General features: G+C 36.0%; 18 protein-coding genes, 1 tRNA gene and 5 pseudogenes. 10 read left to right on the forward strand and 14 right to left on the reverse strand.

Annotation, left to right across the window (positions count from 1 at the left end):
- The first annotated feature begins 1071 nt into the window (after positions 1-1071).
- The 3 genes from ACFILY_RS07515 to ilvC all read left to right on the forward strand — a co-directional run bounded on the left by ACFILY_RS07515 (position 1072) and on the right by ilvC (position 5106).
- The gene (locus ACFILY_RS07515) at positions 1072-2193 is read left to right on the forward strand and encodes an ATP-dependent RecD-like DNA helicase (protein ID WP_375631484.1); all 1122 of its coding nucleotides are present in this window, start codon (positions 1072-1074) and stop codon (positions 2191-2193) included.
- Between the two features lie 85 nt (positions 2194-2278).
- Complete coding sequence (locus ACFILY_RS07520) at positions 2279-3013, forward strand: pyridoxine 5'-phosphate synthase (RefSeq protein ID WP_273790748.1); 735 nt, start codon at positions 2279-2281, stop codon at positions 3011-3013.
- A gap of 1073 nt (positions 3014-4086) precedes the next feature.
- On the forward strand, positions 4087-5106 hold the full coding sequence (ilvC, locus tag ACFILY_RS07525) for a ketol-acid reductoisomerase (RefSeq protein WP_375637782.1): 1020 nt from the start codon (positions 4087-4089) through the stop codon (positions 5104-5106).
- 114 nt (positions 5107-5220) lie between these two features.
- Here ilvC and ACFILY_RS07530 read toward each other — a convergent pair whose 3' ends face one another.
- The 4 genes from ACFILY_RS07530 to ACFILY_RS07545 all read right to left on the reverse strand — a co-directional run bounded on the left by ACFILY_RS07530 (position 5221) and on the right by ACFILY_RS07545 (position 11050).
- The gene (locus tag ACFILY_RS07530) at positions 5221-6612 is read right to left on the reverse strand and encodes an amino acid permease (RefSeq protein WP_273790746.1); all 1392 of its coding nucleotides are present in this window, start codon (positions 6610-6612) and stop codon (positions 5221-5223) included.
- 1014 nt (positions 6613-7626) lie between these two features.
- Positions 7627-9027, reverse strand: a complete 1401-nt coding sequence (locus ACFILY_RS07535; RefSeq protein ID WP_375637781.1) for an amino acid permease — start codon at positions 9025-9027, stop codon at positions 7627-7629.
- Between the two features lie 784 nt (positions 9028-9811).
- The gene (locus tag ACFILY_RS07540; protein ID WP_375637780.1) at positions 9812-10291 is read right to left on the reverse strand and encodes a LysE family translocator; all 480 of its coding nucleotides are present in this window, start codon (positions 10289-10291) and stop codon (positions 9812-9814) included.
- 150 nt (positions 10292-10441) lie between these two features.
- Entirely contained in the window at positions 10442-11050 is a 609-nt protein-coding gene (locus tag ACFILY_RS07545) for a fumarylacetoacetate hydrolase family protein (protein WP_375612032.1), read from the reverse strand.
- A 578-nt stretch (positions 11051-11628) separates the two neighbouring features.
- On the opposite strand from ACFILY_RS07545, the pseudogene ACFILY_RS07550 reads away from it, so the two are divergent.
- From ACFILY_RS07550 to ACFILY_RS07565, 4 genes and pseudogenes are all read left to right on the forward strand, one after another.
- A pseudogene (locus tag ACFILY_RS07550) lies at positions 11629-12089 on the forward strand (DEAD/DEAH box helicase family protein); the annotation flags it as partial.
- A 32-nt stretch (positions 12090-12121) separates the two neighbouring features.
- Entirely contained in the window at positions 12122-12652 is a 531-nt protein-coding gene (locus tag ACFILY_RS07555; RefSeq protein WP_375631481.1) for a hypothetical protein, read from the forward strand.
- Entirely contained in the window at positions 12588-13199 is a 612-nt protein-coding gene (locus tag ACFILY_RS07560; RefSeq protein WP_375637779.1) for a hypothetical protein, read from the forward strand. Before ACFILY_RS07555 ends, ACFILY_RS07560 begins: the two co-directional genes overlap by 65 nt.
- Positions 13196-13384 carry a hypothetical protein gene (locus tag ACFILY_RS07565; protein WP_375637778.1) on the forward strand — a complete coding sequence of 63 codons (189 nt, stop codon included), beginning with the start codon at positions 13196-13198 and terminating at the stop codon, positions 13382-13384. The genes ACFILY_RS07560 and ACFILY_RS07565 overlap by 4 nt, the downstream gene beginning before the upstream one ends.
- A 244-nt stretch (positions 13385-13628) precedes the next feature.
- Here the strand turns inward: ACFILY_RS07565 and ACFILY_RS07570 are convergent.
- The 10 genes and pseudogenes from ACFILY_RS07570 to ACFILY_RS07615 form a co-directional block, all read right to left on the reverse strand.
- A pseudogene (locus ACFILY_RS07570) lies at positions 13629-14136 on the reverse strand (Rha family transcriptional regulator).
- Positions 14137-14530: 394 nt separating this feature from the next.
- Positions 14531-15116, reverse strand: a pseudogene (locus ACFILY_RS07575) (hypothetical protein).
- Positions 15117-15119: 3 nt separating this feature from the next.
- Positions 15120-15440 (reverse strand): hypothetical protein, encoded by a 321-nt coding sequence (locus ACFILY_RS07580; protein WP_375637777.1) that lies wholly within the window; start codon positions 15438-15440, stop codon positions 15120-15122.
- Positions 15441-15606: 166 nt separating this feature from the next.
- Positions 15607-15938: pseudogene (locus ACFILY_RS07585) on the reverse strand (type II toxin-antitoxin system PemK/MazF family toxin).
- Positions 15938-16195: pseudogene (locus ACFILY_RS07590) on the reverse strand (AbrB/MazE/SpoVT family DNA-binding domain-containing protein). The pseudogenes ACFILY_RS07585 and ACFILY_RS07590 overlap by 1 nt, the downstream one beginning before the upstream one ends.
- 126 nt (positions 16196-16321) lie before the next feature.
- Positions 16322-16636, reverse strand: a complete 315-nt coding sequence (locus ACFILY_RS07595) for a hypothetical protein (RefSeq protein WP_375631486.1) — start codon at positions 16634-16636, stop codon at positions 16322-16324.
- Positions 16637-16807: 171 nt separating this feature from the next.
- Positions 16808-17137 (reverse strand): hypothetical protein, encoded by a 330-nt coding sequence (locus tag ACFILY_RS07600; RefSeq protein ID WP_375631478.1) that lies wholly within the window; start codon positions 17135-17137, stop codon positions 16808-16810.
- Between the two features lie 30 nt (positions 17138-17167).
- Positions 17168-17398, reverse strand: a complete 231-nt coding sequence (locus ACFILY_RS07605; protein WP_375631477.1) for a hypothetical protein — start codon at positions 17396-17398, stop codon at positions 17168-17170.
- Positions 17395-17556: a hypothetical protein gene (locus ACFILY_RS07610; RefSeq protein WP_342753378.1), complete on the reverse strand. Its 162-nt coding sequence runs from the start codon at positions 17554-17556 to the stop codon at positions 17395-17397. Before ACFILY_RS07610 ends, ACFILY_RS07605 begins: the two co-directional genes overlap by 4 nt.
- A 548-nt stretch (positions 17557-18104) precedes the next feature.
- A tRNA-Leu gene (locus ACFILY_RS07615) sits at positions 18105-18190 on the reverse strand.
- Between the two features lie 146 nt (positions 18191-18336).
- Between ACFILY_RS07615 and ilvA the strand changes: the two genes are divergently transcribed.
- The 3 genes from ilvA (at position 18337) to ACFILY_RS07630 (ending at position 21853) form a co-directional block, all read left to right on the forward strand.
- Positions 18337-19614 (forward strand): threonine ammonia-lyase IlvA, encoded by a 1278-nt coding sequence (gene ilvA / locus ACFILY_RS07620; RefSeq protein WP_375631476.1) that lies wholly within the window; start codon positions 18337-18339, stop codon positions 19612-19614.
- A gap of 35 nt (positions 19615-19649) precedes the next feature.
- Complete coding sequence (locus ACFILY_RS07625; protein ID WP_375631485.1) at positions 19650-20180, forward strand: hypothetical protein; 531 nt, start codon at positions 19650-19652, stop codon at positions 20178-20180.
- Positions 20181-20470: 290 nt separating this feature from the next.
- Entirely contained in the window at positions 20471-21853 is a 1383-nt protein-coding gene (locus ACFILY_RS07630) for a DEAD/DEAH box helicase (RefSeq protein ID WP_273791441.1), read from the forward strand.
- Positions 21854-22384 lie beyond the last annotated feature (531 nt).

Raw genomic sequence — 22384 nt, forward strand, 5'->3', positions numbered from 1 at the left:
GAGGATTTAGAAGCATTCAAAACATTATTAGAGATGATTAGCGAAGCGCAAAGAAAAGAAAATGCTACTGTTGTAGACAAATGTTAGAAAATCCTATTCCCTAACTTTTATTTACGCGTCCCGTACTTTAAAAAAGATATATAAAATCAATTATCTATATAGATAAAAAGAGGTCTTGTTATTTCTAGCAATAAGAATAGTATTAATCAGTTAGTTTTTATAAACTTTAAAACATTGCGACAAAAAGAAAAAGTTTGACTCAGTCGATGGAGAATTGCGCTTTTCTCATATTCTAGAGGACGAACCTGAAGTGCTACGCTGGACATGAAACCATGTCCCAGTTTTCTTATAATAGACTACCAAGAAGGCCATACTTACGAACCATATTTTATTGTTGAAACAGAAAAAGTTCCATATTTGTGCGAGATAAAGCGTGATGTCTCTCTTTATTCGTTGAGATATAACATATTTGTAGCATGAAGAGTAAATTTATTAAAATCATGATAAGAGGGAAATAGGAACCTTATAGGTGTATCATCATAGGATTAAGTCGTTTTGTTGAGAGCTATTTCTATTTTTGCCAAAAGGTTTTTGATATATTTATTATTATTTCGTAATAGTGGATGTACTTTATTTTTTATGTGCAAGAAAGCTGATTGATTGTGTAAAATAGCGTTCAAAAATTACATTATTCTTATCCTGTTAAGGACATTTTTTCTAGTGAGGGTTTTGCAATTGCAATGCTCTTTTTCTCATTCTAAATTTTGGTTAGAAAAAGCGTATAGAGGTGTTATTTTAAATTTAAGATATGCATCTTCCATTGTTGGTGTTACTGTTGTAAAAAATGATATTTTATTTGATACGCATAAAGTGTTACCAAGAAGATCGATGTATAGATAAAATTTAGATTGTTACAATATCTTGAAAAAGCAATGGGTAAATAATTGATAATTGTGCTACGAAAGTTGTTAGATGGGCGTGTATCAGCAATTCTTAATAAAAAATTTTTTCTTGATAGTAGTTTTTTTTCAAAATACTGCTCTTTTTATGCAAATCTTATGTTGGTAAGCTATGCAGTTTTCACGGGAACAGGATAATGCATTGAAGGCTGTTGCCGCGTGGTTGAAGGAAGGGCGTTCTCCTCTTTTTCGCCTTTTTGGCTATGCGGGGACGGGTAAGACGACGCTTGCGCGCTATTTTGCAGAAACAGTTGATGGTTCTGTTCAGTTTGCTGCTTTTACAGGGAAGGCGGCGCAGGTTTTACGTTCTAAAGGTGCAAGCAATGCTTGTACGATTCATTCGCTGATTTATTGTCCACGTGGTGAAGAGGAAGTTTCCGATGAAATAACAGGAAAAAAGTCTATCGCTCCAACATTTACATTAAATCGAAGAAGTGCTGCTGCACAAGCTAAACTCATTATTGTTGATGAGTGTTCGATGGTCGATGAAAAATTGGCGCGTGATTTAATGAGTTTTCGGACGCCAATTCTTGTTCTTGGTGATCCAGGCCAATTGCCTCCTATATCAGGTGGAGGATTTTTTTCCAGTGGAGAACCAGATTTTCTTCTTTCAGAAATTCATCGGCAAGCGCGAGATAATCCGATTATACGTCTTGCTATGGACGTGCGTGAAGGACGCGATATTGCTTATGGTGACTATGGTGAAGCCCGTGTTGTTACACGTAAAGAGGTCAATCAACAATTGGTTTTGGATGCTGATCAGGTATTGGTGGGGGTTAATCGTACGCGCTACCTTTATAATCAGCGTTTGCGTGTGTTAAAAGAATTTACAGCAGATTATCCGCAAGCAGGAGATAAGCTGGTGTGTTTGCGAAATGATCCTATTAAAGGTTTGTTGAATGGCTCTTTATGGAAGGTGATGACTTCACAGAAGGAGACAGTTAAACCGAGTATTAATCTTCTTGTTAAACCAGAAGAAAGTGAGCGTAGGGTAGCAAAGATTAAACTTTTAAAAGCAGCGTTTGAAAACCCTGATCAAGAAATTTCATGGCAATTAAAAAAGCGATATGATGATTTTGATTATGGGTATGCATTAACGGTTCATAAGGCGCAAGGTTCTCAATGGAATAATGTCGTTTTGTTTGATGAAAGTTTTGCATTTCGTGATATGTATGCGCGCTGGCTTTATACGGGAATTACGCGCGCAGCAGAACGTTTAATGATTGTTCGATAGAAAAAAATATGTATATCATCTAAGTTTCAGATGGAAAATGCCTTTTTTCTATCTTGTTACACACTATAAAAAAATGGAAATGGGCATGGCGGTAAAACTTTCGGTTAATCTTAATGCTGTTGCTGTTTTGCGTAATCGACGTAATCTTCCGTGGCCAAGTATAACGAATATTGGGCATATAGCGCTTGCTGCTGGAGCAGCAGGTTTGACGGTTCATCCACGCCCTGATGAAAGGCATATTCGTTTTGCGGATTTGCCAGATATATACTGTTTAATCAAGAACGCTTTTCCTACAGCTGAGTTTAATATTGAAGGTTATCCCAGTGATCAATTTTTAGATATCGCTGAAAACTACGCGGATCAGATTACCCTTGTTCCTGATGATCCAGATCAGTCAACGTCTGATCATGGTTGGAATTTTGCTCATGATGCAGAATTTTTAGCACCTATTATTCAGAATTTAAAAAAAAGAAAGATTCGTGTATCCCTTTTTGCTAACCCTACTGTCGATGGTCTTGATATTGCTAAAGCAATGGGTGCTGATCGTGTGGAATTTTACACGGGACCTTACGGTGGTGCATTTCAGGACAAAATAAAACAAGTTCAAGAGCTCAATAAACTTGTTTTAGCAGCAAGAAGAGCAAAAGAGTTGCAGTTAGGTATGAATGCAGGGCATGATCTAACAATTATGAATCTTCCTGCTCTTGTCAAAAAGATTCCTTGGCTTGATGAAGTTTCTATTGGCCATGGGCTTATTGCTGATGCGTTGGAGTATGGAATGCATGAGACTGTTCAGCGTTTTATCCGATTATTATCGTAATCTTTTTTTCTCTATAAAAATTGGAAGAGAAATTTTTATAGAGGTTTGTCAATTTATCTTAAAAAACAATTTTATACATGTTGAGATAAGTAGCACTATTAGCATACATTATAAAATATTCTATTTTCCTCTGTTTATTGGTAGCTTTCTATTTTTTGTGTTTTTTAGGGTATGAAATGCTTTTTGATATACCATCCATTATGAGGAAATTTTACCAAATCTACTTACTATAATTTCTTTGAAGGGAGAAGAAATAGGGTTTTGAAAGTATTTCCATTATAAAGGAGTGCGTAGGATTTTAATGGATCAATACACAAATTTTCTTGATATTTGAGCTCATTTTCGGGTTATCTGTAAATAGTATAACGTAAAATCTCCTTATGAGTAAGCTTAATGCAATAGGAGCTGTTAAATAGAATGATGATATCGACTTGTAGCTTTATGAAGTAAAGAGAGTGGTGTGCAATAAATCTTAGACTATTATAGGGGATTCTTGAAAAGGGCTCGAGCATATTAAAATTTTTTTATAAGGCGCCATAAATGGATAACATAATGGCCGTATGGGGGTGTTCTTTTTTGCGTGAGAAGCGTGGATATTAAAGAACGTAAAAAGTAAAAACATCCTCTCTATTATTCTAAAGATATTGTTGTATATGCTTTTGAAGGTTGTATTAAAACAATACTTGTTATTTTGTAATTTTTCTTGCTATCCATATTGATTTGGTTCATGTTAAAAATTGTATGTTGTATCTTAATTTTTAGAATATAGCGTTTTGTTGCACGATAGAAGAGTAGAATATTAGCTAAATTTTCTTTAGAAATCTTATTTTGTGTAATTATTATTTTTGTAGAATAGCAGTTGAAGTTATTTGGGGATCTGTATATGTTTTAGGAATGTTTGGGGATTACAGTTTTTTCTATGCAATATGTAAACTTTAAAATTATTCAATTGCTGTGTTTTTATAAGCGGTGTTTTTTGTCTTTATAAGTGTGTGATGCACTAAAGATAATGTTTCTTATTTAATAAAAATAATCTGAAATCCAGTTTAAATAGAGAAAGAAGGAATTTTTTTATGCGTGTTTATTATGATCGTGATGCGGATGTTAATCTCATTAAAGGGAAAAAAGTAGCCATTGTTGGTTATGGTTCTCAAGGGCGTGCGCACGCTTTAAACTTGAAAGATTCCGGTGTTAAAAATGTGCAAATAGCTTTGCGTTCAGGGTCGGAAACAGTTAAAAAGGCTATGGCCGATGGTTTTGAAGTGGTGAGTGTTGCTGAAGCAGCAAAATGGGCAGATCTCATCATGATGGCAACACCAGATGAATTGCAAGCTGATATTTATAAGGAACATATTCATGATCATTTATGCGACGGGGCAGCAATTGCTTTTGCTCATGGTTTAAGTATTCATTTTGGCTTGATTGAACCTAAAAAAAACGTTGATATTGTGATGATCGCTCCTAAAGGTCCAGGTCATACAGTTCGTAATGAATACCAACGGGGTTGTGGTGTTCCTTGTTTAATAGCGGTGGCGCAAGATGCTTCAGGGCATGCACATAATGTAGCATTGTCTTATGCATGTGGACTTGGTGGTGGACGTGCTGGGGTGATTGAAACAACATTTAAAGAAGAGTGCGAAACTGATCTTTTTGGTGAACAAGCGGTTCTTTGTGGTGGTCTTGTTGAATTGATTCGAGCAGGTTATGAAACACTAACGGAAGCAGGTTATGCACCGGAAATGGCTTATTTTGAGTGTTTGCATGAGGTTAAACTGATTGTTGATCTCATGTATGAAGGGGGCATTGCAAATATGAATTATTCGATTTCTAATACAGCTGAATGGGGTGAATATATGTCTGGTCCACGTGTGATTACGGATAAAACCAGAGCAGAAATGAAACGTATATTGAAAGATATTCAAACGGGTAAATTTACATCGAATTGGATTCAAGAATATAAAGCTGGTGCTGCTCATTTTAAAAGTATGCGGCGTTTAAATGATAATCATCCTATTGAAGAAGTTGGTAAAAAACTTCGTTCTATGATGCCTTGGATAAAATCGAATGCTTTGGTTGATAAAGAGCGTAATTGAAGATTCTACAGAGATATTTTGTCAATAGCTTTTATAATTTTATAGATAAATATCAAAAAAGGGTAACTTTAGTTACCCTTTTTTATATGTTTTTTGTAATATAAGCTTTATTTTTTAATTTTTTGCATAATTCTTTTTCCCAAAAAGAAAGTATACAATTCCTAAAAATATGAACCATGCTGGAGTGTATTTTAAAGCTATGGCAGTGTCAGCTTCTAATGACAATAAATAGATAATGAATGCAAAGAAAACAAGAAGCGCCCAACACATAACAACACCTCCTGGCATTTTATAAGGAGAGACAGTATGCTGGAGAGGACGATTGCGGCGATAGATGATATAGCTGATCAAAATGATAGACCATACAAATATAAACAAAGTTGCGGCAATTGTCGTAACAATTGTAAAAGCAGCTATGAGTGTTTGAGATAACGATACAACGGCATAACCAAATAAGATGCATATACATGAAAAGAATAATGCGTTGGCTGGAACGTGGTTACGAGAAAGTTTTCCTAAAAATTTAGGAGCACCTTTTTGTGTTGCTAGCCCATATATCATACGGCTGGTAGAAAAAATTCCACTATTTGCTGAAGATGCGGCAGCTGTGAGGACAACAAAGTTCATCAAACCTGCAGCAGTTGGAATACCAATAAGTGCATACATTGTTACAAATGGGCTTTTTTCTGGACTGATTTGATCCCACGGCGTCACAGACATAATCACAAGAAGAGAGAATATATAAAAGAATACAATGCGGATTGGTATTGAATTAACAGCCTGTGGTAAAGCTTTTTGAGGCTCTTTTACTTCAGCAGCAGCTGTTCCAGCGAGTTCAATGCCAACAAAAGCAAAAATAACAATTTGAAATCCAGCAAAAAAGCCTGTAATTCCTCGCGGAAAAATATTCCCACCGTTCCATATATGGCTAAGAGAAGCAACCGTACCGTTTGGAGAAACAAAACCGGTAAAGATCATATAAAATCCTACAACGATTAGGACTAGAATTGCTACGATTTTGATAAAACCAAACCAAAACTCAAGTTCGCCAAATAGTTTTACGGCGACGAGGTTAAGAATTAAAAAGGACATAAGACCAATTATAACAGGAATCCACGGATTGAGTTCAGGCCACCAAAAGTGTGTGTAAGTGACAATAGCAATAATTTCAGCAGTTCCAGTGACAATCCAACACAACCAATATGTCCAGCCGATAAAGAATCCGGCACATGGCCCTAGAAGATCGGTTGAGAAGTCAATAAAAGATCGGTATTGTGTATTAGAAAGCAGTAACTCTCCCATAGCACGCATGACAAAGTATAGAGCACAACCAATAATTGCATAAACGAGTAGAATTGAGGGGCCTGCTACACTGATTGTTTTTCCTGATCCCATGAAGAGACCTGTTCCAATCGCTCCACCAAGGGCTATAAGTTGTATGTGTCGGTTATGTAGTCCACGTTGCAATTTCTTCTTAGGTTTTTTTTCTAAATTTTGTTTGTTCATTTTGGGGGAGTTCTCCTTAGTTATTTTTAAATAAAAATTACCCTAAAAAAGGTAATTCCTTCTATCGGAACACGCTATGGTTAAGGAGTAAAGGAATTTTTTTCTATTACTATATGTGAATAAAGCAAAAACATTATTAACTAATGGAATAATTATTTTATATATAAGAAACAAAAGATAAATTGTATTATATTTTTTTGATTTTTTATGTTTTATACATAAGTTATATATATAATATATAATATAATTTATATTATATATTATATATAGTTGTATATAAATAATAATTTATATTTATGTATATTTATTTATAGTAATTTATTGTATAAATATCTTTATATTTAAAATTATTTATTAATGTAGATTTTTATATATAGAAAAATATAAATAAAATTGTAAATTTATTAAATATAAAACTTTATATATAAAGAAAATAAGTTTAAGTAGTTAAACTATTATTTAAAATATGAAAAAACATATTTAAAATTTATCTTTAAGTATTTATATTTAAAATTTATTACAAATAGAAAAATATTTTCATAGAATCTTTTTTTATTGCAGATAGCTATTAAGATATATTCTGTTTAGAGCTATATTTTTAATTTTGATAAAAAATTGAATATAAATTTTTTTGGGGGGGGAAGTTTTAGATAAAATCTCATGTTTTATTAGTAAACAATGTCAGTGAAGTTTATAGAGAATTCTTTACAGAATAGCTCGTTCTTATCCTATTATACAGTAAAGTACTGTTGTGTAGAGTAGTGATATAAAGCATATAACATTTTACACATTAAGTATTTTTAGAATGGGTGGTGGTGTTCAGGGCAGGGCTAGCCCATAGAGCCTTATGTAGGTGAACCATATAAATGATCAGCAGCATTCCCCCTTAATAAGCCGGATTGTTTACAAACCGGTGCCGGTAGGAATCGTCGTTTTTTGATGTTTGGGGAGGAGGTTAAGCAGAAAAAGGGTAATTAAAATTACCCTTTTTTGAGATGTTTTTATGTATAGACTTTATTTGTTACCTTGAGTTATTTTTTTCTTTACAAACATAAAATACATTATACCCAAGAAAACAAACCAGAATATACTATATTTTAAGGCTAGTAGAGTATCAGCTTCTAATGTCAACAAATAGAGCATGAAAACAAAGAAAACTAAAATTATCCCACACATGACAACACCTCCTGGCATTTTATAAATGGATTCAGCGTGTAGATGAGGGCGATTGCGACGATACACAATATAGCTAACCAAAATTACAGACCATACGAATAAAAATGCAATAGCTGAAATGCTTGTCACAATTGTAAAAGCACTTATGAGGCTTGGAGAGAGTGAGGCAATTGTATACCCTATTAAAATACATAAACAGGAAAAGAATAGAGCATTGGCTGGAACATGGTATCTGGAAAGTTTACCTAAAATTGGAGGGGCACCTTTTTGTGTTGCAAGCCCATATATCATACGGCTGGTAGAAAAAATACCACTATTTGCTGAAGAGGCAGCTGAGGTGATAACGACAAAGTTCACCAAGCCAGCAGCTATCGGAATGCCTGCAAGCCAAAACATCGAGACAAAGGGGCTTTTATCTGGAACAATTTGATCCCAAGGTGTGACAGACATAATTACAGCGAGAGAAAAAATGTAAAAGAGTACAATACGGACCGGTATTGCATTAATTGCTTTGGGGAGAACTTTTTTAGGTTCTTTTACTTCAGCAGCGGTTGTTCCAGCAATTTCTATACCAACAAAAGAAAAAATGGCAATTTGAAATCCAGCAAAAAAACCTGTCATTCCTCGCGGAAAGATATTTCCATCGTTCCATACGTGATTGAGAGAAGCAACCGTACCATTGGGAGAGGTAAAGCCCGTAACGATCATATAAAATCCCACAACAATTAATGCTAAAATTGCGACGACTTTGATAAGACCAAACCAGAATTCAAGTTCACCGAATAGTTTCACGGCAAAGAGGTTAAAGATTAAAAAGACACTAATGCAGGTAAAAACGGTAAACCATGGATTGAGTGTTGGCCACCAAAAGTTCATATAAGTGATGATGGCAATAATGTCAGCAGCTCCAGTTACAACCCAGCTCAACCAATAGCTCCAGCCAACAAAGAAAGCTATTCCCGGTCCTAGCATATCGGTTGAAAAATCAATAAGAGATCGGTATTGTGAATTAGAAAGCAACAATTCTCCCATAGCACGCATGACAAAGTATAGAGCAAAACCGATAATAGCATAAACGAGTATGATGGAAGGACCTGCTACACTAATTGTTTTTCCTGCCCCCATGAAGAGACCTGTTCCAATAGCACCACCAATGGCTATAAGTTGTACATGTCGGTTGTGTAGTCCACGCTGCAACTTATTCTGAGAATTATCTTTTAAATTTTGTTTGTAGCTCATTTTTTGGGGGTTCCCTTTAATTATTTTGAGATTAAATTACACTAAAAAAGCATTATTTCGTATCGAAGCATGATATAAATGAGGTGTAAAGGAAAAAAACGTTTTTTATGATTTTGTGTGGATAAAGAAAAGAATATGTTTTAGGAATATGCTTTTGAAAAAAGAGAATGTTGTCCTCTTAAATAACGTAACAGATATTTGAATAGGGAGCTTTTTTTGTTATTAATAACAAATAAATTGTTCATTAAAAGACGTGGGGCTTTTAAAATTATTTCAGAAAGTTGTCAGGAGTTTTTATAATTTTTTGAAACTTATTATTTGTAATCAGTGCATTATTTATTATTATTCATAATGGTGAGAGTTTTACTTTTTGCTCAAATAGCACTCGAGAGTTCTCATCTTAGTTTAAGAAACAATTTTTAATGGAAAATTAAAATGATTTTTAAAATCATTTTTTTGTTTGTATGGTGCTATCATAAATCAAAAAGTTACTTTTGTTTCATAAACGAAAAGAGGAATATCATAGCTTATTTTTTTAAAAGTGATGAATAAGGATTTTGTTTAGATATTGGTAACATTTTATAAAATGTTGCGAGAAACTCACATTGTTTACACAAACGTCCTTGAGAGTATGATAAAGAAATGCAACGTAATTCAGTTATATAAAGAAAAAAAGAACTGGGGATTGTATAAGCTCTGTTAGAGATTGAGCTATTCATAGTGAGAGACAGAATCAGGAAAAGATTGCTCTATTAACTTTACAATTTGTTATCAAAAGATAAAACTATCCAAAGAAAATGAAAAAAGAAAACAGAGATAAAACTGTTCCTGTCGCAATGTTAATCGAGTCTTTTACCCGCTGCTTTTTTAAGGCGGTACTGGCAAATGATATAAAAATGGTCATTAAAGTAAACCATGCAAAGATGTTGAAAGAATGTATTGTGACAAGTTCAAAACCTTTTTTAATGCTACCTCCAGAAGCTAAGAATTTTGGAAAAGCTGCTATGTAAAATATAGATACTTTGGGGTTTAGTATTTGTGTCAGAAAACCGTCCATATAGCTGGTTAAAAGCTTTGTTTCACTCGTAGCATGCTTTTCATTCGTTGAACTTCTTTCTTTTGAATTTAAGCTGTGTATTCCAGATTTAATTGATTTAAAGCCCATGTATAATAAATAGCTGCTACCTATGAGTTTTACTAAAAAAAACAGCGTTTTGTTGTTGAGAATGAGCGCTGATACACCTAGGTGTGGAAAATGCCCCATGCACATATGTTGCTGTACACAATCCTAAAACGTTTACAAATGCGTTCTTTCTTCCCAATCTCGTTGCATTATCGATGATAAGGGCCATATTCGGCCTCGGTGAGATGACTAAAAAAAATGAAACAATGAAAAAGGTCAGTATTTGATGATTCATTTTACTTTTAGCTCTGAAATTAATTGATTTTCGAGATACAATTCTATTCTGTCAAACTGAGAAAGTTTTCCGACACCCTGTGGAGTGCCTGTGTATATGAGATCACCACGTCTTAGCTGAATGTAGTGACTTAAAAATGAGATTATCTTCTCAAAGTTAAAGATCATATTTTTCGTATTGCCAACTTGTCTTGTTTCGCCATTTAACTTCATTGCAAAGGTTATTGGGTTGTTTATTTTTTCCTTGTTTATGAAGTCAGAGACGTATGCGGCGCCTTTAAATCCTTTCGATAAAAGCCAAGGAAGCTTTTTTTCTTTCAGTTTTGTTTGCAAATCCCGCGCTGTGAGATCAAGACCTATTGCTACGGCATCATAGCATTCTTCTGCTTCTTCCTCCATGATCATGAAAGCGTCCTTTGAGATTTTGAGCACAATTTCGGTTTCAAAATGTATTTCTTTGGAAAAATTAGGGAGATAAATTTCATTGCCTAAAACGAGTGAACTTTTTGGCTTGCTAAAGATAACGGGTTCATCTTCAACAACATTACCTAGTTCATGAACATGTTCAACATAATTGTATCCAACACAGTAGATGTCATTTATCATGGGAGCCCTCCAAATTTTTCATTTTCTCTTTGTATAGGCAAGAGAAAACTTTGCAAACAACATTTTTTCTTATATCGCGTTTTGCGTTTTCTGAAAAAGAAGCATTGTGTGGGGTGATGACTAACCATGATGACAGTTCTTCGCATTGGCTCTCTTTTGAAGAGTGCCCAATCTTATAGTCTTTGAGATTATTTTAATTTTGATTGCCAATTTCCTGAAATGATTTTATTACTTAAAGAGTGATTTTGGTCGTCTACGCAGCGATCAGTAGGGGTTGAAAGCCCTAAAGTTCGATCATAAATGAGCCCACTCTGTGGGTGTCTCGGAATTATGGGATATTTTTCTATGTCTAGGTGCGATGAGCACTAAAAGTAAAAAAAAGCTCACTCGAACTCAGTACTTTCAGGCTCTCGGAATACTAATGCGAGGGTGCTTGCACTCAGCGGGGGGAGCTTAAGAGTGAAAAGCAAAAGGCTACATTTTAACGACATTTCTATAGGCAAAAAATTCGCTTTCAAAGAACAATGCTGGGAATGTCTCAAAAGCAATTAGGGCATCAATTAGGGGTAACTTTTCAACAAATCCAAAAGTATGAGAAAGTCTCTGAGGGTTTAAAAGAAGCAGACCGTGGCAAACTTATTATGGCATTTGAAACGGAGAAGATTTTTACCATCTTTAAGATAGCAGAACAAATAACCAGAACTGGCAAGCGTGTTTTGTTTTTCGTGCCTTTTCTGACTTTGATGTCACAAACGATAAGAGAATGGACACGCTATACAGAAGTGCCGTTTCGTTCCTTTGCGGTGTATTCTGATACATAAGTTGGCAAGCGTCGAAAAACAAAGATGCTGTTGTCGAATTCGATGTTTCAGATCTTGCTCTATCAGCTACCAACTGATGTTCAAAAGCTTTGAAAAAAACAAATAAAGTCTTAGCGAATGCAATGACCGTGGTGTTTGCTACTTACCAATTAATCCAAGTGATTGCGGATGCGCAAAAGAAATACGGTTTACCAGAATTTGATCTGATCATTTGTGAAGCAGTACAGGCTAAGGCAGTAAGGTAGAACCTTTGGTTGTAGAAGCCAAGGAAGTAGCTGAGACTGCGAAGTCGACAGCGGAAGAAGCGAAGAGTGTTGCGGAGCAAGCAAAGGAAGAAGCTGATACGACGAAGCAAGGGCTTGGAGAGGTCAAGAGTTCATTAGACACGGTGACAGCAACGACAAATTCTGCGAATACAGCCGCCTCTGAGGCAAAAGTGTTAGCGGAAGAAGCGAAGAGTGCATTGACAGAAGTTCAAGAGAAGGCACAGAGGAACAGTGACAGTCTTTCTGAACTTCAAAGTAAGGTAGGTTCTCTTTCCACTAATTTTTTAGAGAATGTGCGTTTTAATCAACCTGACAGAATTCTGGAAGCCGATTCACACAATAGAAAAGGTCTTGTGATCAATGCAGGGGCGTGTTTTCGCTTTTATCGTGGCGGTGAGAATGGGGATAGGTCCATCTTTTACCGCATTCCAGTGCGTGGAAGTGCGTCTTTTGAAGAATATATTGAAGCAGGAAAGGATTATTATATATATCGTCCTAAAAGATCAGACGAATGAGATAGCCCTTAAGCTTTCGCAAAATCCGACGGCTCCTGATGGCTATACAGAGGATAATTCTCAAAAGATTGGCGGATTTCATACGCTTTGTGCGGATGTTGGTGAGATTGAAGGTCATCTCTTATCGGGTTATCAAGCAGGGGATATTTTGCCTAATTCTGTTTGGTGTTTAAATCACCGTCCACGTAGTGACCCAGAGGGAATGGTTTACAATCCGTGGCATAATATTTGGGTTGATATTTATCTTCAATCAGGGACAGGTGTAAATGCAAAGTCGGCATATGGTGTTCCGATTACGACCAATCGTAGCTATGCAGATCATGCCTTTGATTTTTGGTCTGTTAATAAGAGATTTTTGACGAGTGATGAGTTTTCGCCAAGTATGTATGGAAGTAATCAAGCAACCAGTATTGTCGGCAATCAAGCGCCTTCTCTTAAGACGTCTGGAGGACACGTTGATACAAACAATAGACGGATGATTTCGCATATCGGTTGTGAGGATGGTGCGGTTATGTTTGGCAATATTTGTCTGGTTGTTATCCAGTGACTAAATGGCATACAGGGGAGCAAGGAAGCAGTTTACGTGTAGACATAAATGTTATGTTGGGAGGAGGCGATTGGACTGGTGGCTCTAACAATGATCATCTTGTACGGAATTTTGCGCATTCTCGTTATGTAGAAGATGAAAAAATAGGCGCCCGTGGATGTAGCGAGCCACTTTATTATAATTAGCGCGAGATTGATTAGAACATCATTTTATCCAGCCCCACTTTTGTGGGGCTTTTTTTATGGAGCGTCAGATGAGAAAGATATCGAAAGAAGGATTGGCACTTCATCTTGAAGTTTTAAAATCAAAGCTTTTTCTACTAAACTCATGATGTCAACCAGAGCAGTACAATCTTATCACTCATATTTTCATGTCTAGAAAATTGAGATAATGCCATCCATAAATCGCATAAGAAGTTAGTATTTACCTTCATTGCACACCTCCATGGATTCGTTCTCTCAAACATGCCAATCCTTTAGGTGTGATTTTTGTTGAAGGCAGCACCTTTTCTGTTCCATCCGGTTTTTGAATGGTGATGGCAGAACAGTCTATGAAGCCTTTTTTGCTTTTAGTGCTAATTCTGAAATAACATGGTCTTTCTGCTCAATTTGATTTTGTAGATGATTTAAGGCGCCAAGTAATACTTCGGGTTTGGAGTAATCAATTTGTGGAATAGCTACTTGTCTTTCCAACTCTTTCCAACGGTCAATTATCTTTGCTCGTAAGGCAGTGCTGTAACTAGAAACAAGAATTAAGCATTCACGCTTTGGCAGGTTATAACAAGGGCGGCTTTCACCTTTGTTATCAAGGTAGTGCCACCAAAATCAACCCCCTCAAATTTGAGGGGGTTAAGTTCTTCAAGCGTTTTCTTGATGTCACGCATAATATTGTCATGCCTTTTGCCACATAATTCAGTAATTTTAATAATGGTATTCATAAAGAATTCTTAGATGTTAGGCGTTCCTTAATGACATTCTAAAAGAGTGCTGGGCGCTAAAAAACACGGCATCTAGTCCGTCGTTACGCCTTTCCCCGAAGGGTGTTATATGGCATCACCATACCCGACAAAGCTATTATATGCATGTAGCAACAATGAGTTAAGTGTACAATGTACAGTCAAATTGAAAATTCTGTCGCTAGCGATAGTTCGCACTAGTCTGCCCCGCAACGAAGCCAACCCGCTGGGAAGTACCTTTTACATTGATTTTATTGACTTTTTTATGGAAAAAACAAAGCATAAGTGATAATCTGTTTTTAAAATTGCAATCAAAGTGTGTAATGCATAAACTCATAAGGATATGTAATATATAGATAAAGTTTAAGAACATAATCTAGCTTTTCTTGTTGGCAGCGTATTCATGATGAGCAAGTTGGTTCTGTATATTGGCAATTAATCTCTCGTTGGCTTTTTTACAATAGCACTTGCAATCTCTGTCTTTGACATGACCTCAGAAGTTGAGGGTCCCTCTTGTTTTGCAATGGGGAATTGATCTCCATTCACCCTTTGAAAAACATTACCCTTCATCTTTTTTAAATCAACACGCTTTGGAAAACTCCCACCCTTGATAAAAACATAGGGCAAGATTTGTTTTTTTCCAAACAGTTGTGTAAGTCACGCCGCGTTTTGTTCTTTTGCTTTAAAAAATTTAAGAAGTATCGGTGTTCCAGAACGAATGATATCTGTCTCAAGAAACCTTGCTGTCGCCTTTTCTTTAATATAAACACCTTGCTTAATACGCTTTGATTGGGCTGATGTAGTATCAGAAATCTTCTTTTCTGCAAAGCGTTCGACTTGTTTTGCAGAGGTGTTTACAGCATTACGCAGAAAGGGGACCAATTAAGGCGAGGGGCTTGAAGACTGGTGAAGGTATCATTCACCTGTTGAAGATACCATTTTGGGTGGATACTTAATTTCAACTTCTAAGGCTTTTTAGGAGCAGGTGTTGATGATTGAGAGACCTTAGATGCTTTTGGCTGTTCGAGTGGAATTTCCTCTGTCACTGGTTCAGATGATGTTTGTGCTGCTTCTTGTTTTATCTGCTTAATTTGTTCAACTGCCTTGTCAGGTTTTGCTGTTGTCTTGACTCCAATAAAAGGTTTTACAGCATTAGCGCGCTTGAGACGTGCGTAGACTTGATTGGAAACTTCAACAAATGGATTATTGGGTGTTGATGGTTCAAAGCGAACAGTGCTTTTATTGTCGCCAACAACACACATTGGCTTAGTGATGACAGCTTTCATTATGGCTCCTTTTGAGTCATAATTAATGACATCATTAGTCAATTATTGATTTTTATTCTGTGAAAAATTGATTAGCCGATTGTCAACAGAAAAAATCATGATCTTATGCTTTTTTACTTTTTACCTAAAGTTGGTGTTTTTAAACATAAAAAAGTGTAGAAAAAATTCAAGTAAGAAATGTTGATAACCTTGCTAAGACTTCATCCATAATTATATATGGAATAGTTTCCATTCTTTTTCCATTACGCGCTACTATATCTAAAGCACGCGGTTGGTCGCAGCGTATCACACCTGTTGTATGCAGCTCTGTTCCCACCAATGAAATAGCAAAATCTGCTGTTCTAGCAAAATTTTCTCCACTCGTAATGGGCAAAACAATGGGTGTTTTGTTAAATGATTAAACGCCTCCGGTGATACAATCAGTACAGGACGCGTTCCTTTTTTCTCATAAACAGAAGTTGGGTCAAGCGATACAAACCAAATTTCACCTCGCTTCATTACAAGAGCTCTCTGCCAGCAGGTTTAGCATCAAACCACTCTACATCTTTATCCGCAAAATCGTCTGAAGGATTACATTGGGCTAACAATTCTTCAAGAGTGTAATTTTGCGATATCTGTGGTTTCACAACCAATTATCCATTGTCAATAACCAAACCCACTTGCATATTTTCAGTAAGATGAAGAACATCAATCAATGCAGGCGGTATAGAGAGTATAACTGATCCTCCAACTTTACGTAATTTTGTTGTGTGCATAAAACTCCCTCTCTAATATTATATAAAAATATAACATAAAGCCCATGATTCAATAGCTTTTTATGCTTTTGTGTAAAATGTTTAAGAAGCGCATTTAGAGCAATACGCAATATACTCTGAATAAAGTCAATATTTTTTTATCTCTCTGCTTATCTCGTCTATAAGAGGTTTGTAATTGAGAACGCTTTTCGGAATAGTACCATCGTAAACCCATGCTTTTACTTGCGCTTTGGTACTAAAATCCGCAATCTTAGGTGTTTTGTAATACTGACCACCATCAAACTTTGCACACTCTCTTGTGCCGTCTTCATATTCGTAGAGGTTGTAAAGATACTCCTCTGCTCCGTCCCCCCCATAGTGCATATCCAGCGCCGTTGCAGCAAATCTCTTTCGCATGGGCTGTTTACGGTTTTTTAAGAATAGATGTTTTAAAATGAATATGCTTTAATCCTAATTTTACAAATTTGTCTATTTGCCTCAAATTTGATCGTACAGAGCGTTTTATAGGATAGGTTTTTTATCATAAAATCTTTAAATTGCTCTGTACGGTGCCATTTTTTCGATTTAAATGCACATCCAATCACAAAACGATCAGCAATTTTCACTAGTTTACTAACCTGCAATGTTTTTCAATGTTCCCCCAAGACCATTTAAAATCCCTTCAAGCTTTTGCTTTTCAACCAACGCGAGTGGTCTTGAATTCTCTCTCATTGCCTTTTCTTTCAGCCTTTTTTCACGGGTGTTCAAAACAGCCTTGCGTACTAGATTGGCTTTCGTCAAAAGACTATTTTCCAAATCACGACATAATCTTACGAATTCACGAGTGCTTGGAAAAAACGTATCCGATAAACCTTCTAACTCATCGCATAAAGTCCGTTTAACCGTTTTTATCAGTGACCACGCAGAAACACTTTCCAAAACCATTTCATAGGTAAGCGCCATACCTTCATGATCTGCCTGTTGCGAAATTTTTCAACCACACGAAAGCATCCGAATTGCTTTAGCTATGTCCTTTTTGCTCGCTTTTATTGAAAACAATTCGTGAAGTTGATCACAAGCACCTAAGGCAATCGTTTCCTGCTGTTGTGTCAATGCACTGCCACTCTTCAAAACCAAAGGAAACTCCGGAGCTATCATCTCGTGAATGTGTTTTAAAGTGACCTCGAGACCCGATATCAAGGGTGCTGTCTGAGATGCGTTCACCAACGCTTTTTTGCCTTTGAGAGTGATTTTCCATAGTTTTTTCCTTTCCCTAAATCCTCGATAGCTTTTTGCACCCAATTGCGCCACGTTGCTTTCCAATCCGTTTTGCGTGCATCCTTGCGTGCTCTAGATTTCCAGTAATCTCGAAATTTTGCCATTTCGACTTTCACACGCTTTGGAGGCAAACCCTCTTTGATTGCGAAATCATAAACAGATTCGAAATCATCAGGGATACGACAGCCACGGTCATTTCTAACCCATTTCGCTTTTCTTCATATTATCTTACTCCTGTTAAGAGTGTGAATGTGCTGCTGGTGTTGGAGAAATATTAGGGTTGATTATAAGGCGTTTGTTAGATGCAAATGACCTCGAAGAAGAGCTTAAGCATTACAAATCAGTTACAACAGAAGCTAAGCGAATTTTACCAAGCTCTGTTGTGAAAGCTGCTTAACGTTAAAAACACGACTCATTTCTTCATCCTCAAGGATGAGGAGATCAAGATTAACTGCCTCTCCATCCTAAAAGACAAGGAGGAGGTCAACGTGCTAAAAAGGTACCTCAAAAAGCAGCAATGATTCGTATTTTGGCATCACCGCGGTACCGTCTGATAGCGTTATAATAAAGTTGTGAAAGGTGGTTTAGAAGGTGCTTTAATTTTTGTTGATTTTTAATAAATCATTGGAAAATAAGAGAGATTAAGATACAATGGTGCGGACGGCGGGACTTGAACCCGCAAGGTCTTCGACCGGCAGATTTTAAGTCTGCTATGTTTACCGTTTTCATCACGTCCGCGATGTGAGTTCTCTCATAAGCTATATCTTTTATTGAATCAAGAATTAATGACAAAAGAAACATTTTTCATTTTTTAGTGAAATTTTGACTGACAATAGTTTTCTTTATCGATAGAAAAAGCTTTTATAATGTAAATAAAGCGTGAAATGATTAGTGTTATGAGTCAATTTATTCAAGACGTCACAAAAGCTATGGTGGGATTGCATCACGTGTTTGCTGAAACACCACTTCAAAGAAATGATTTTCTTAGTCAAAAGTATGATGCAGAAATTTATTTAAAGCGTGAAGATTTAACACCGGTGCGGTCTTATAAGATTCGTGGTGCTTTCAATTTTGTTTCAGAAATGCTTAGCTGTATATCACCAGATTCTGCATTTGTTTGCGCTTCAGCGGGGAATCACGCGCAAGGGGTTTCTTTTGTTTGTCGTTATTTTAAACGTAAAGGCGTGATTTTCATGCCCATGACAACGCCACAACAAAAAATTGAAAAAACACGTATTTTTGGCAAAGAATTCATTGATATTCGTTTGATTGGTGAAACATTTGATCAATGTTATGAAGCTGCGCAATCCTTTGTCGTGGAGAGCGGTGGTGTAATGGCTCCACCTTTCGATGATATTCGCATTATTACAGGGCAGGCAACAGTGCTTTGTGAAGCTGCTTTACAATGGAAAAAACTCAATGGAGAAAGTGAGCCAGATTTGATGATTGTGCCGGTAGGGGGTGGTGGTTTGGCAAGTGGAGTGAGCAAGTTTTTACATGAATATGGTTGGAAAACAAAGATTCGTTTTGTTGAGCCGCAAAGAGCTGCAAGTTTGCTTGCTTGTTTGGAGAGTGGAAAACGCGTTAAGCTTGAAAGCATTGACACTTTTGTAGATGGTGCTGCTGTGGCTGAAATTGGTGCACTAAACTATACAATTCTAAAGAAATTTCCCGCTGATTCTGTCATTACGGTTCCTGAAAACCGCGTTTGTTCTACGATGGTTGAAATGCTTAATGTGGAAGGTGTGGTTCTTGAACCGGCTGGTGCTTTATCGATTGATGCGCTTAACAGTATTTCTCCTCAAGAGTTAAAGGGGAAAAAAATTCTTCTCGTTATTTCAGGAGGTAATTTTGATTTTGAGCGTTTGCCAGAAATTAAAGAGCGTTCTTTACGTTTCCAAGGGTTGAGAAAATATTTTATTTTTAGTTTTCCGCAACATCCTGGTGCATTGCGTCATTTTCTTTCCACATTATCACCAGATGATGATATTGTGCGTTTTGAATATCTTAAAAAATCAGCGAGAAACTTTGGTTCTGTATTGGTTGCGATTGAAACAAAAAAATACGGTAATTTTTGTCTTTTAGAGGAAAAATTTCAAACGTTAGGTTGGCGTTATCGTGATATTACTGATGATCAAACGTTATTTGATTTTGTTATTTGAGAAACTGAAATTTTACTAAAACAAGAAGTATAATGATGAAACCTATTTTTTATTCGGTGCTGAGTCTATTTTTCTTTTTGATTGTTAATCAACAGAGTTTAGCATCTCAGCCAACGATAGTACAAAAAGCTGAACTTTCAAGAGTCGTTGTTGATGTCAATAATGCTATAAAAAATGGGGATTTTATGCCTATTTCTCGTTATATGCCTGAGCGGCTTTATAAAGAGATGGCACATCGATTGAATACAACAGAGAGTGCTTTACGTAGTGATTTTCTTCAACAGTTGCATAGGAAGTTTGAGGGTTTGCCTTCTGGTGCTTATTATTTAGATAAAGAAAATATAGAGTATTTACAAACTGATAATGGTACTTTGTATGCTTTAATTCCAACAGTTCTTGATATGAAGGATCGCATCATTCAATATAAAACTTTGGCGATTTTTGATAAAAACCAATGGTATTTAATTTATGGCGGTCAAAAAACTTTACAAAATCCAGTTTTTCTCGAGATTTATCCTGATTTTATCAAGGTACATTTACCGATAGACACAATCATCAAAAAGTAAACGATCTAAATATTGTTTTTATTCATGATAAATGTATTTCGTAAAGTTCTTGCTTTTTTATCATAATCCAAAGATAATAGAGATGAAGGCATTTAGGCTGGTTTGTTGGCTTTTTGTAAAGTGAAGTTTATACGCCTTTATCTTGATTTCAAGGTGTTCATAAGTTGCGCAAGCCGCTTTTTAGGCGTTGCTTCATTTAAAATGTCAGGGATTTCTCTTGCGCGGATTCTTGAGTGAAGAGTTCAGATGGTTACTTCTTTTGAGTTCTTCAGCTAAGGAAAGATTTTATTTTGCCTATAAAAGAAGAAAATGTTTTTACAAAGTTAGGTTTACCTACTCTTTTGATTAAAAATTTACTCATTGCTGGGATGAGTAAACCTAAACCTATACAAGAACAAGCTATTCCAGTGATGTTGAAAGGACACGATATTTTAGGTGTTGCTCAGACAGGCTCTGGAAAAACCTTGGCATTTGGTTTACCTATTTTAAGTCAGATTTTGGCTTTGGGTGATAAACGCTGTCCTAAAACTGCACGCGCTTTGATTTTAGCTCCAACGCGTGAACTTGCTGTTCAGATTGATGAAACGATCCGTACTGTGGCGAAAGGAGCACATCTTTCAACATGTCTTATTTTTGGGGGCGTATCACGTTTAAAACAAATTAAACGTATGGAAGCAGGTGTGGATGTTTTGATAGCGACTCCAGGGCGTTTGAGAGATCTTGTTCGTGAAAAGTGTGTTGATCTTTCCCAATCTCGTTTTTTGATTTTGGATGAAGCAGATCGTATGTTGGATATGGGGTTTATTCATGATGTTAAGCAAATTGCAAAGCTTTTGCATCAAGAGCGTCAGACAGCACTCTTTTCTGCAACAATGCCGAGGGAAATTGCTGTGCTTGCAAAATGTTTACTCAATGATCCGGTTAAAATTGAAGTTGTTCCTCAAGGTACTACGGCTGTAGAGATTTGCCAAAAATTATATTGTGTTCCTACGAATGAAAAAAAGAATGTTTTAAGTAAACTTTTGACAAATCCAGCTTTTGATTCGGTTATTGTTTTTACTCGAACTAAACATGGGGCAGATGCTGTCACACGTAGTTTAGAAAAGATAGGATATTTAGTCGCAACAATTCATGGAAATAAATCACAAGGTGCTCGCCAGTCTGCTTTAAAAGCTTTTCGTGAAAGATCTGTGCAGATCCTAGTGGCAACAGATATTGCTGCACGCGGTATTGATATACCAGGGATAAGTCACGTTATTAATTACGACTTACCAGATGAAGCTGAAAGTTATGTACATCGTATTGGTCGTACAGGACGTAATGGTGCATCTGGTGTAGCACTTACGCTTTTTGATGAGAAGATAGAAAGGTCCCGCTTGCGTGCTATAGAGCGCTTGATTCGTATGAAATTGGTGGCTGAGGCTGTTCCAGAACAATTTGCAGCGTTTCCAGAAAAGCCAATTGTGCGAGAAAGTAAAGAAAACGAAAACGATAAGGAACGCCGTTTTAAAAAATCTAAACGTCAAAAACAGTTTTTAGGTCGAAAAGATGATACCGCACAGTTGCAGCGGAAGAATTCTTCACCTCAAAATGAGAGGCATAAAAAAGCAAAAGCGGTGGCAAAGCGTGCAAAGACTTTTCGTTTTCGGAAATCAGTTAAGAAGGCTGCTTAGATAAAGTCTTGAAAAAAGATCATGTACAGGAGATTTTTTACTTTTGTTGATTTATTCTCAATTGAAAAGAGCTATAAAATACTCTTGTCAAAGTAAGAAGACCCTTTAGAGGTTTTCATTTTTTAGAAATAAAAACCTCTAACTGTTTGGATTTATTTGAAAATCTTTAAAAAATCATTATTGTAAGAGGCAATTATTTATTTGCTTTATTCCCATTTTTTAAAATGGGAATAAAAGTAGATTTTATTTATATAAAATTATTTTTATATAGGATGTGTTTTATCTTTAATGATGACTTTTAATTTTAAAAATTGATGTCTAATAATAACTCACTGTTTTATATATTGAATAGTTCATTATATCGTAAAATTTTTTTCATTTTGAAGCTATTTATGCGGATTAATCAAAAGTATTCACTTGCACGTTATATGTGAAATTATTGTATAAATGGACATTTGAGAAATAAATAAAATGTTCTTATAAACTCTTTCAAAGGCAAGGGGGGTTGCTAAGATTGAGAGTTGGAAAATA

The organism is Bartonella sp. CL25QHWL (assembly GCF_042195335.1).
Taxonomy (GTDB): domain Bacteria; phylum Pseudomonadota; class Alphaproteobacteria; order Rhizobiales; family Rhizobiaceae; genus Bartonella.

Bases quoted from the DNA above. Each gene is read 5' to 3' on its own strand.
- ACFILY_RS07515 (WP_375631484.1), top strand. From the start codon at position 1,072: ATGCAGTTTTCACGGGAACAGGATAATGCATTGAAGGCTGTTGCCGCG.
- ACFILY_RS07520 (WP_273790748.1), top strand. From the start codon at position 2,279: ATGGCGGTAAAACTTTCGGTTAATCTTAATGCTGTTGCTGTTTTGCGT.
- ilvC (WP_375637782.1), top strand. From the start codon at position 4,087: ATGCGTGTTTATTATGATCGTGATGCGGATGTTAATCTCATTAAAGGG.
- ACFILY_RS07530 (WP_273790746.1), bottom strand. From the start codon at position 6,612: ATGAACAAACAAAATTTAGAAAAAAAACCTAAGAAGAAATTGCAACGT.
- ACFILY_RS07535 (WP_375637781.1), bottom strand. From the start codon at position 9,027: ATGAGCTACAAACAAAATTTAAAAGATAATTCTCAGAATAAGTTGCAG.
- ACFILY_RS07540 (WP_375637780.1), bottom strand. From the start codon at position 10,291: ATGGGGCATTTTCCACACCTAGGTGTATCAGCGCTCATTCTCAACAAC.
- ACFILY_RS07545 (WP_375612032.1), bottom strand. From the start codon at position 11,050: ATGATAAATGACATCTACTGTGTTGGATACAATTATGTTGAACATGTT.
- ACFILY_RS07580 (WP_375637777.1), bottom strand. From the start codon at position 15,440: ATGAAAGCTGTCATCACTAAGCCAATGTGTGTTGTTGGCGACAATAAA.
- ACFILY_RS07600 (WP_375631478.1), bottom strand. From the start codon at position 17,137: ATGGCGCTTACCTATGAAATGGTTTTGGAAAGTGTTTCTGCGTGGTCA.
- ACFILY_RS07610 (WP_342753378.1), bottom strand. From the start codon at position 17,556: ATGGCAAAATTTCGAGATTACTGGAAATCTAGAGCACGCAAGGATGCA.
- ilvA (WP_375631476.1), top strand. From the start codon at position 18,337: ATGATTAGTGTTATGAGTCAATTTATTCAAGACGTCACAAAAGCTATG.
- ACFILY_RS07625 (WP_375631485.1), top strand. From the start codon at position 19,650: ATGAAACCTATTTTTTATTCGGTGCTGAGTCTATTTTTCTTTTTGATT.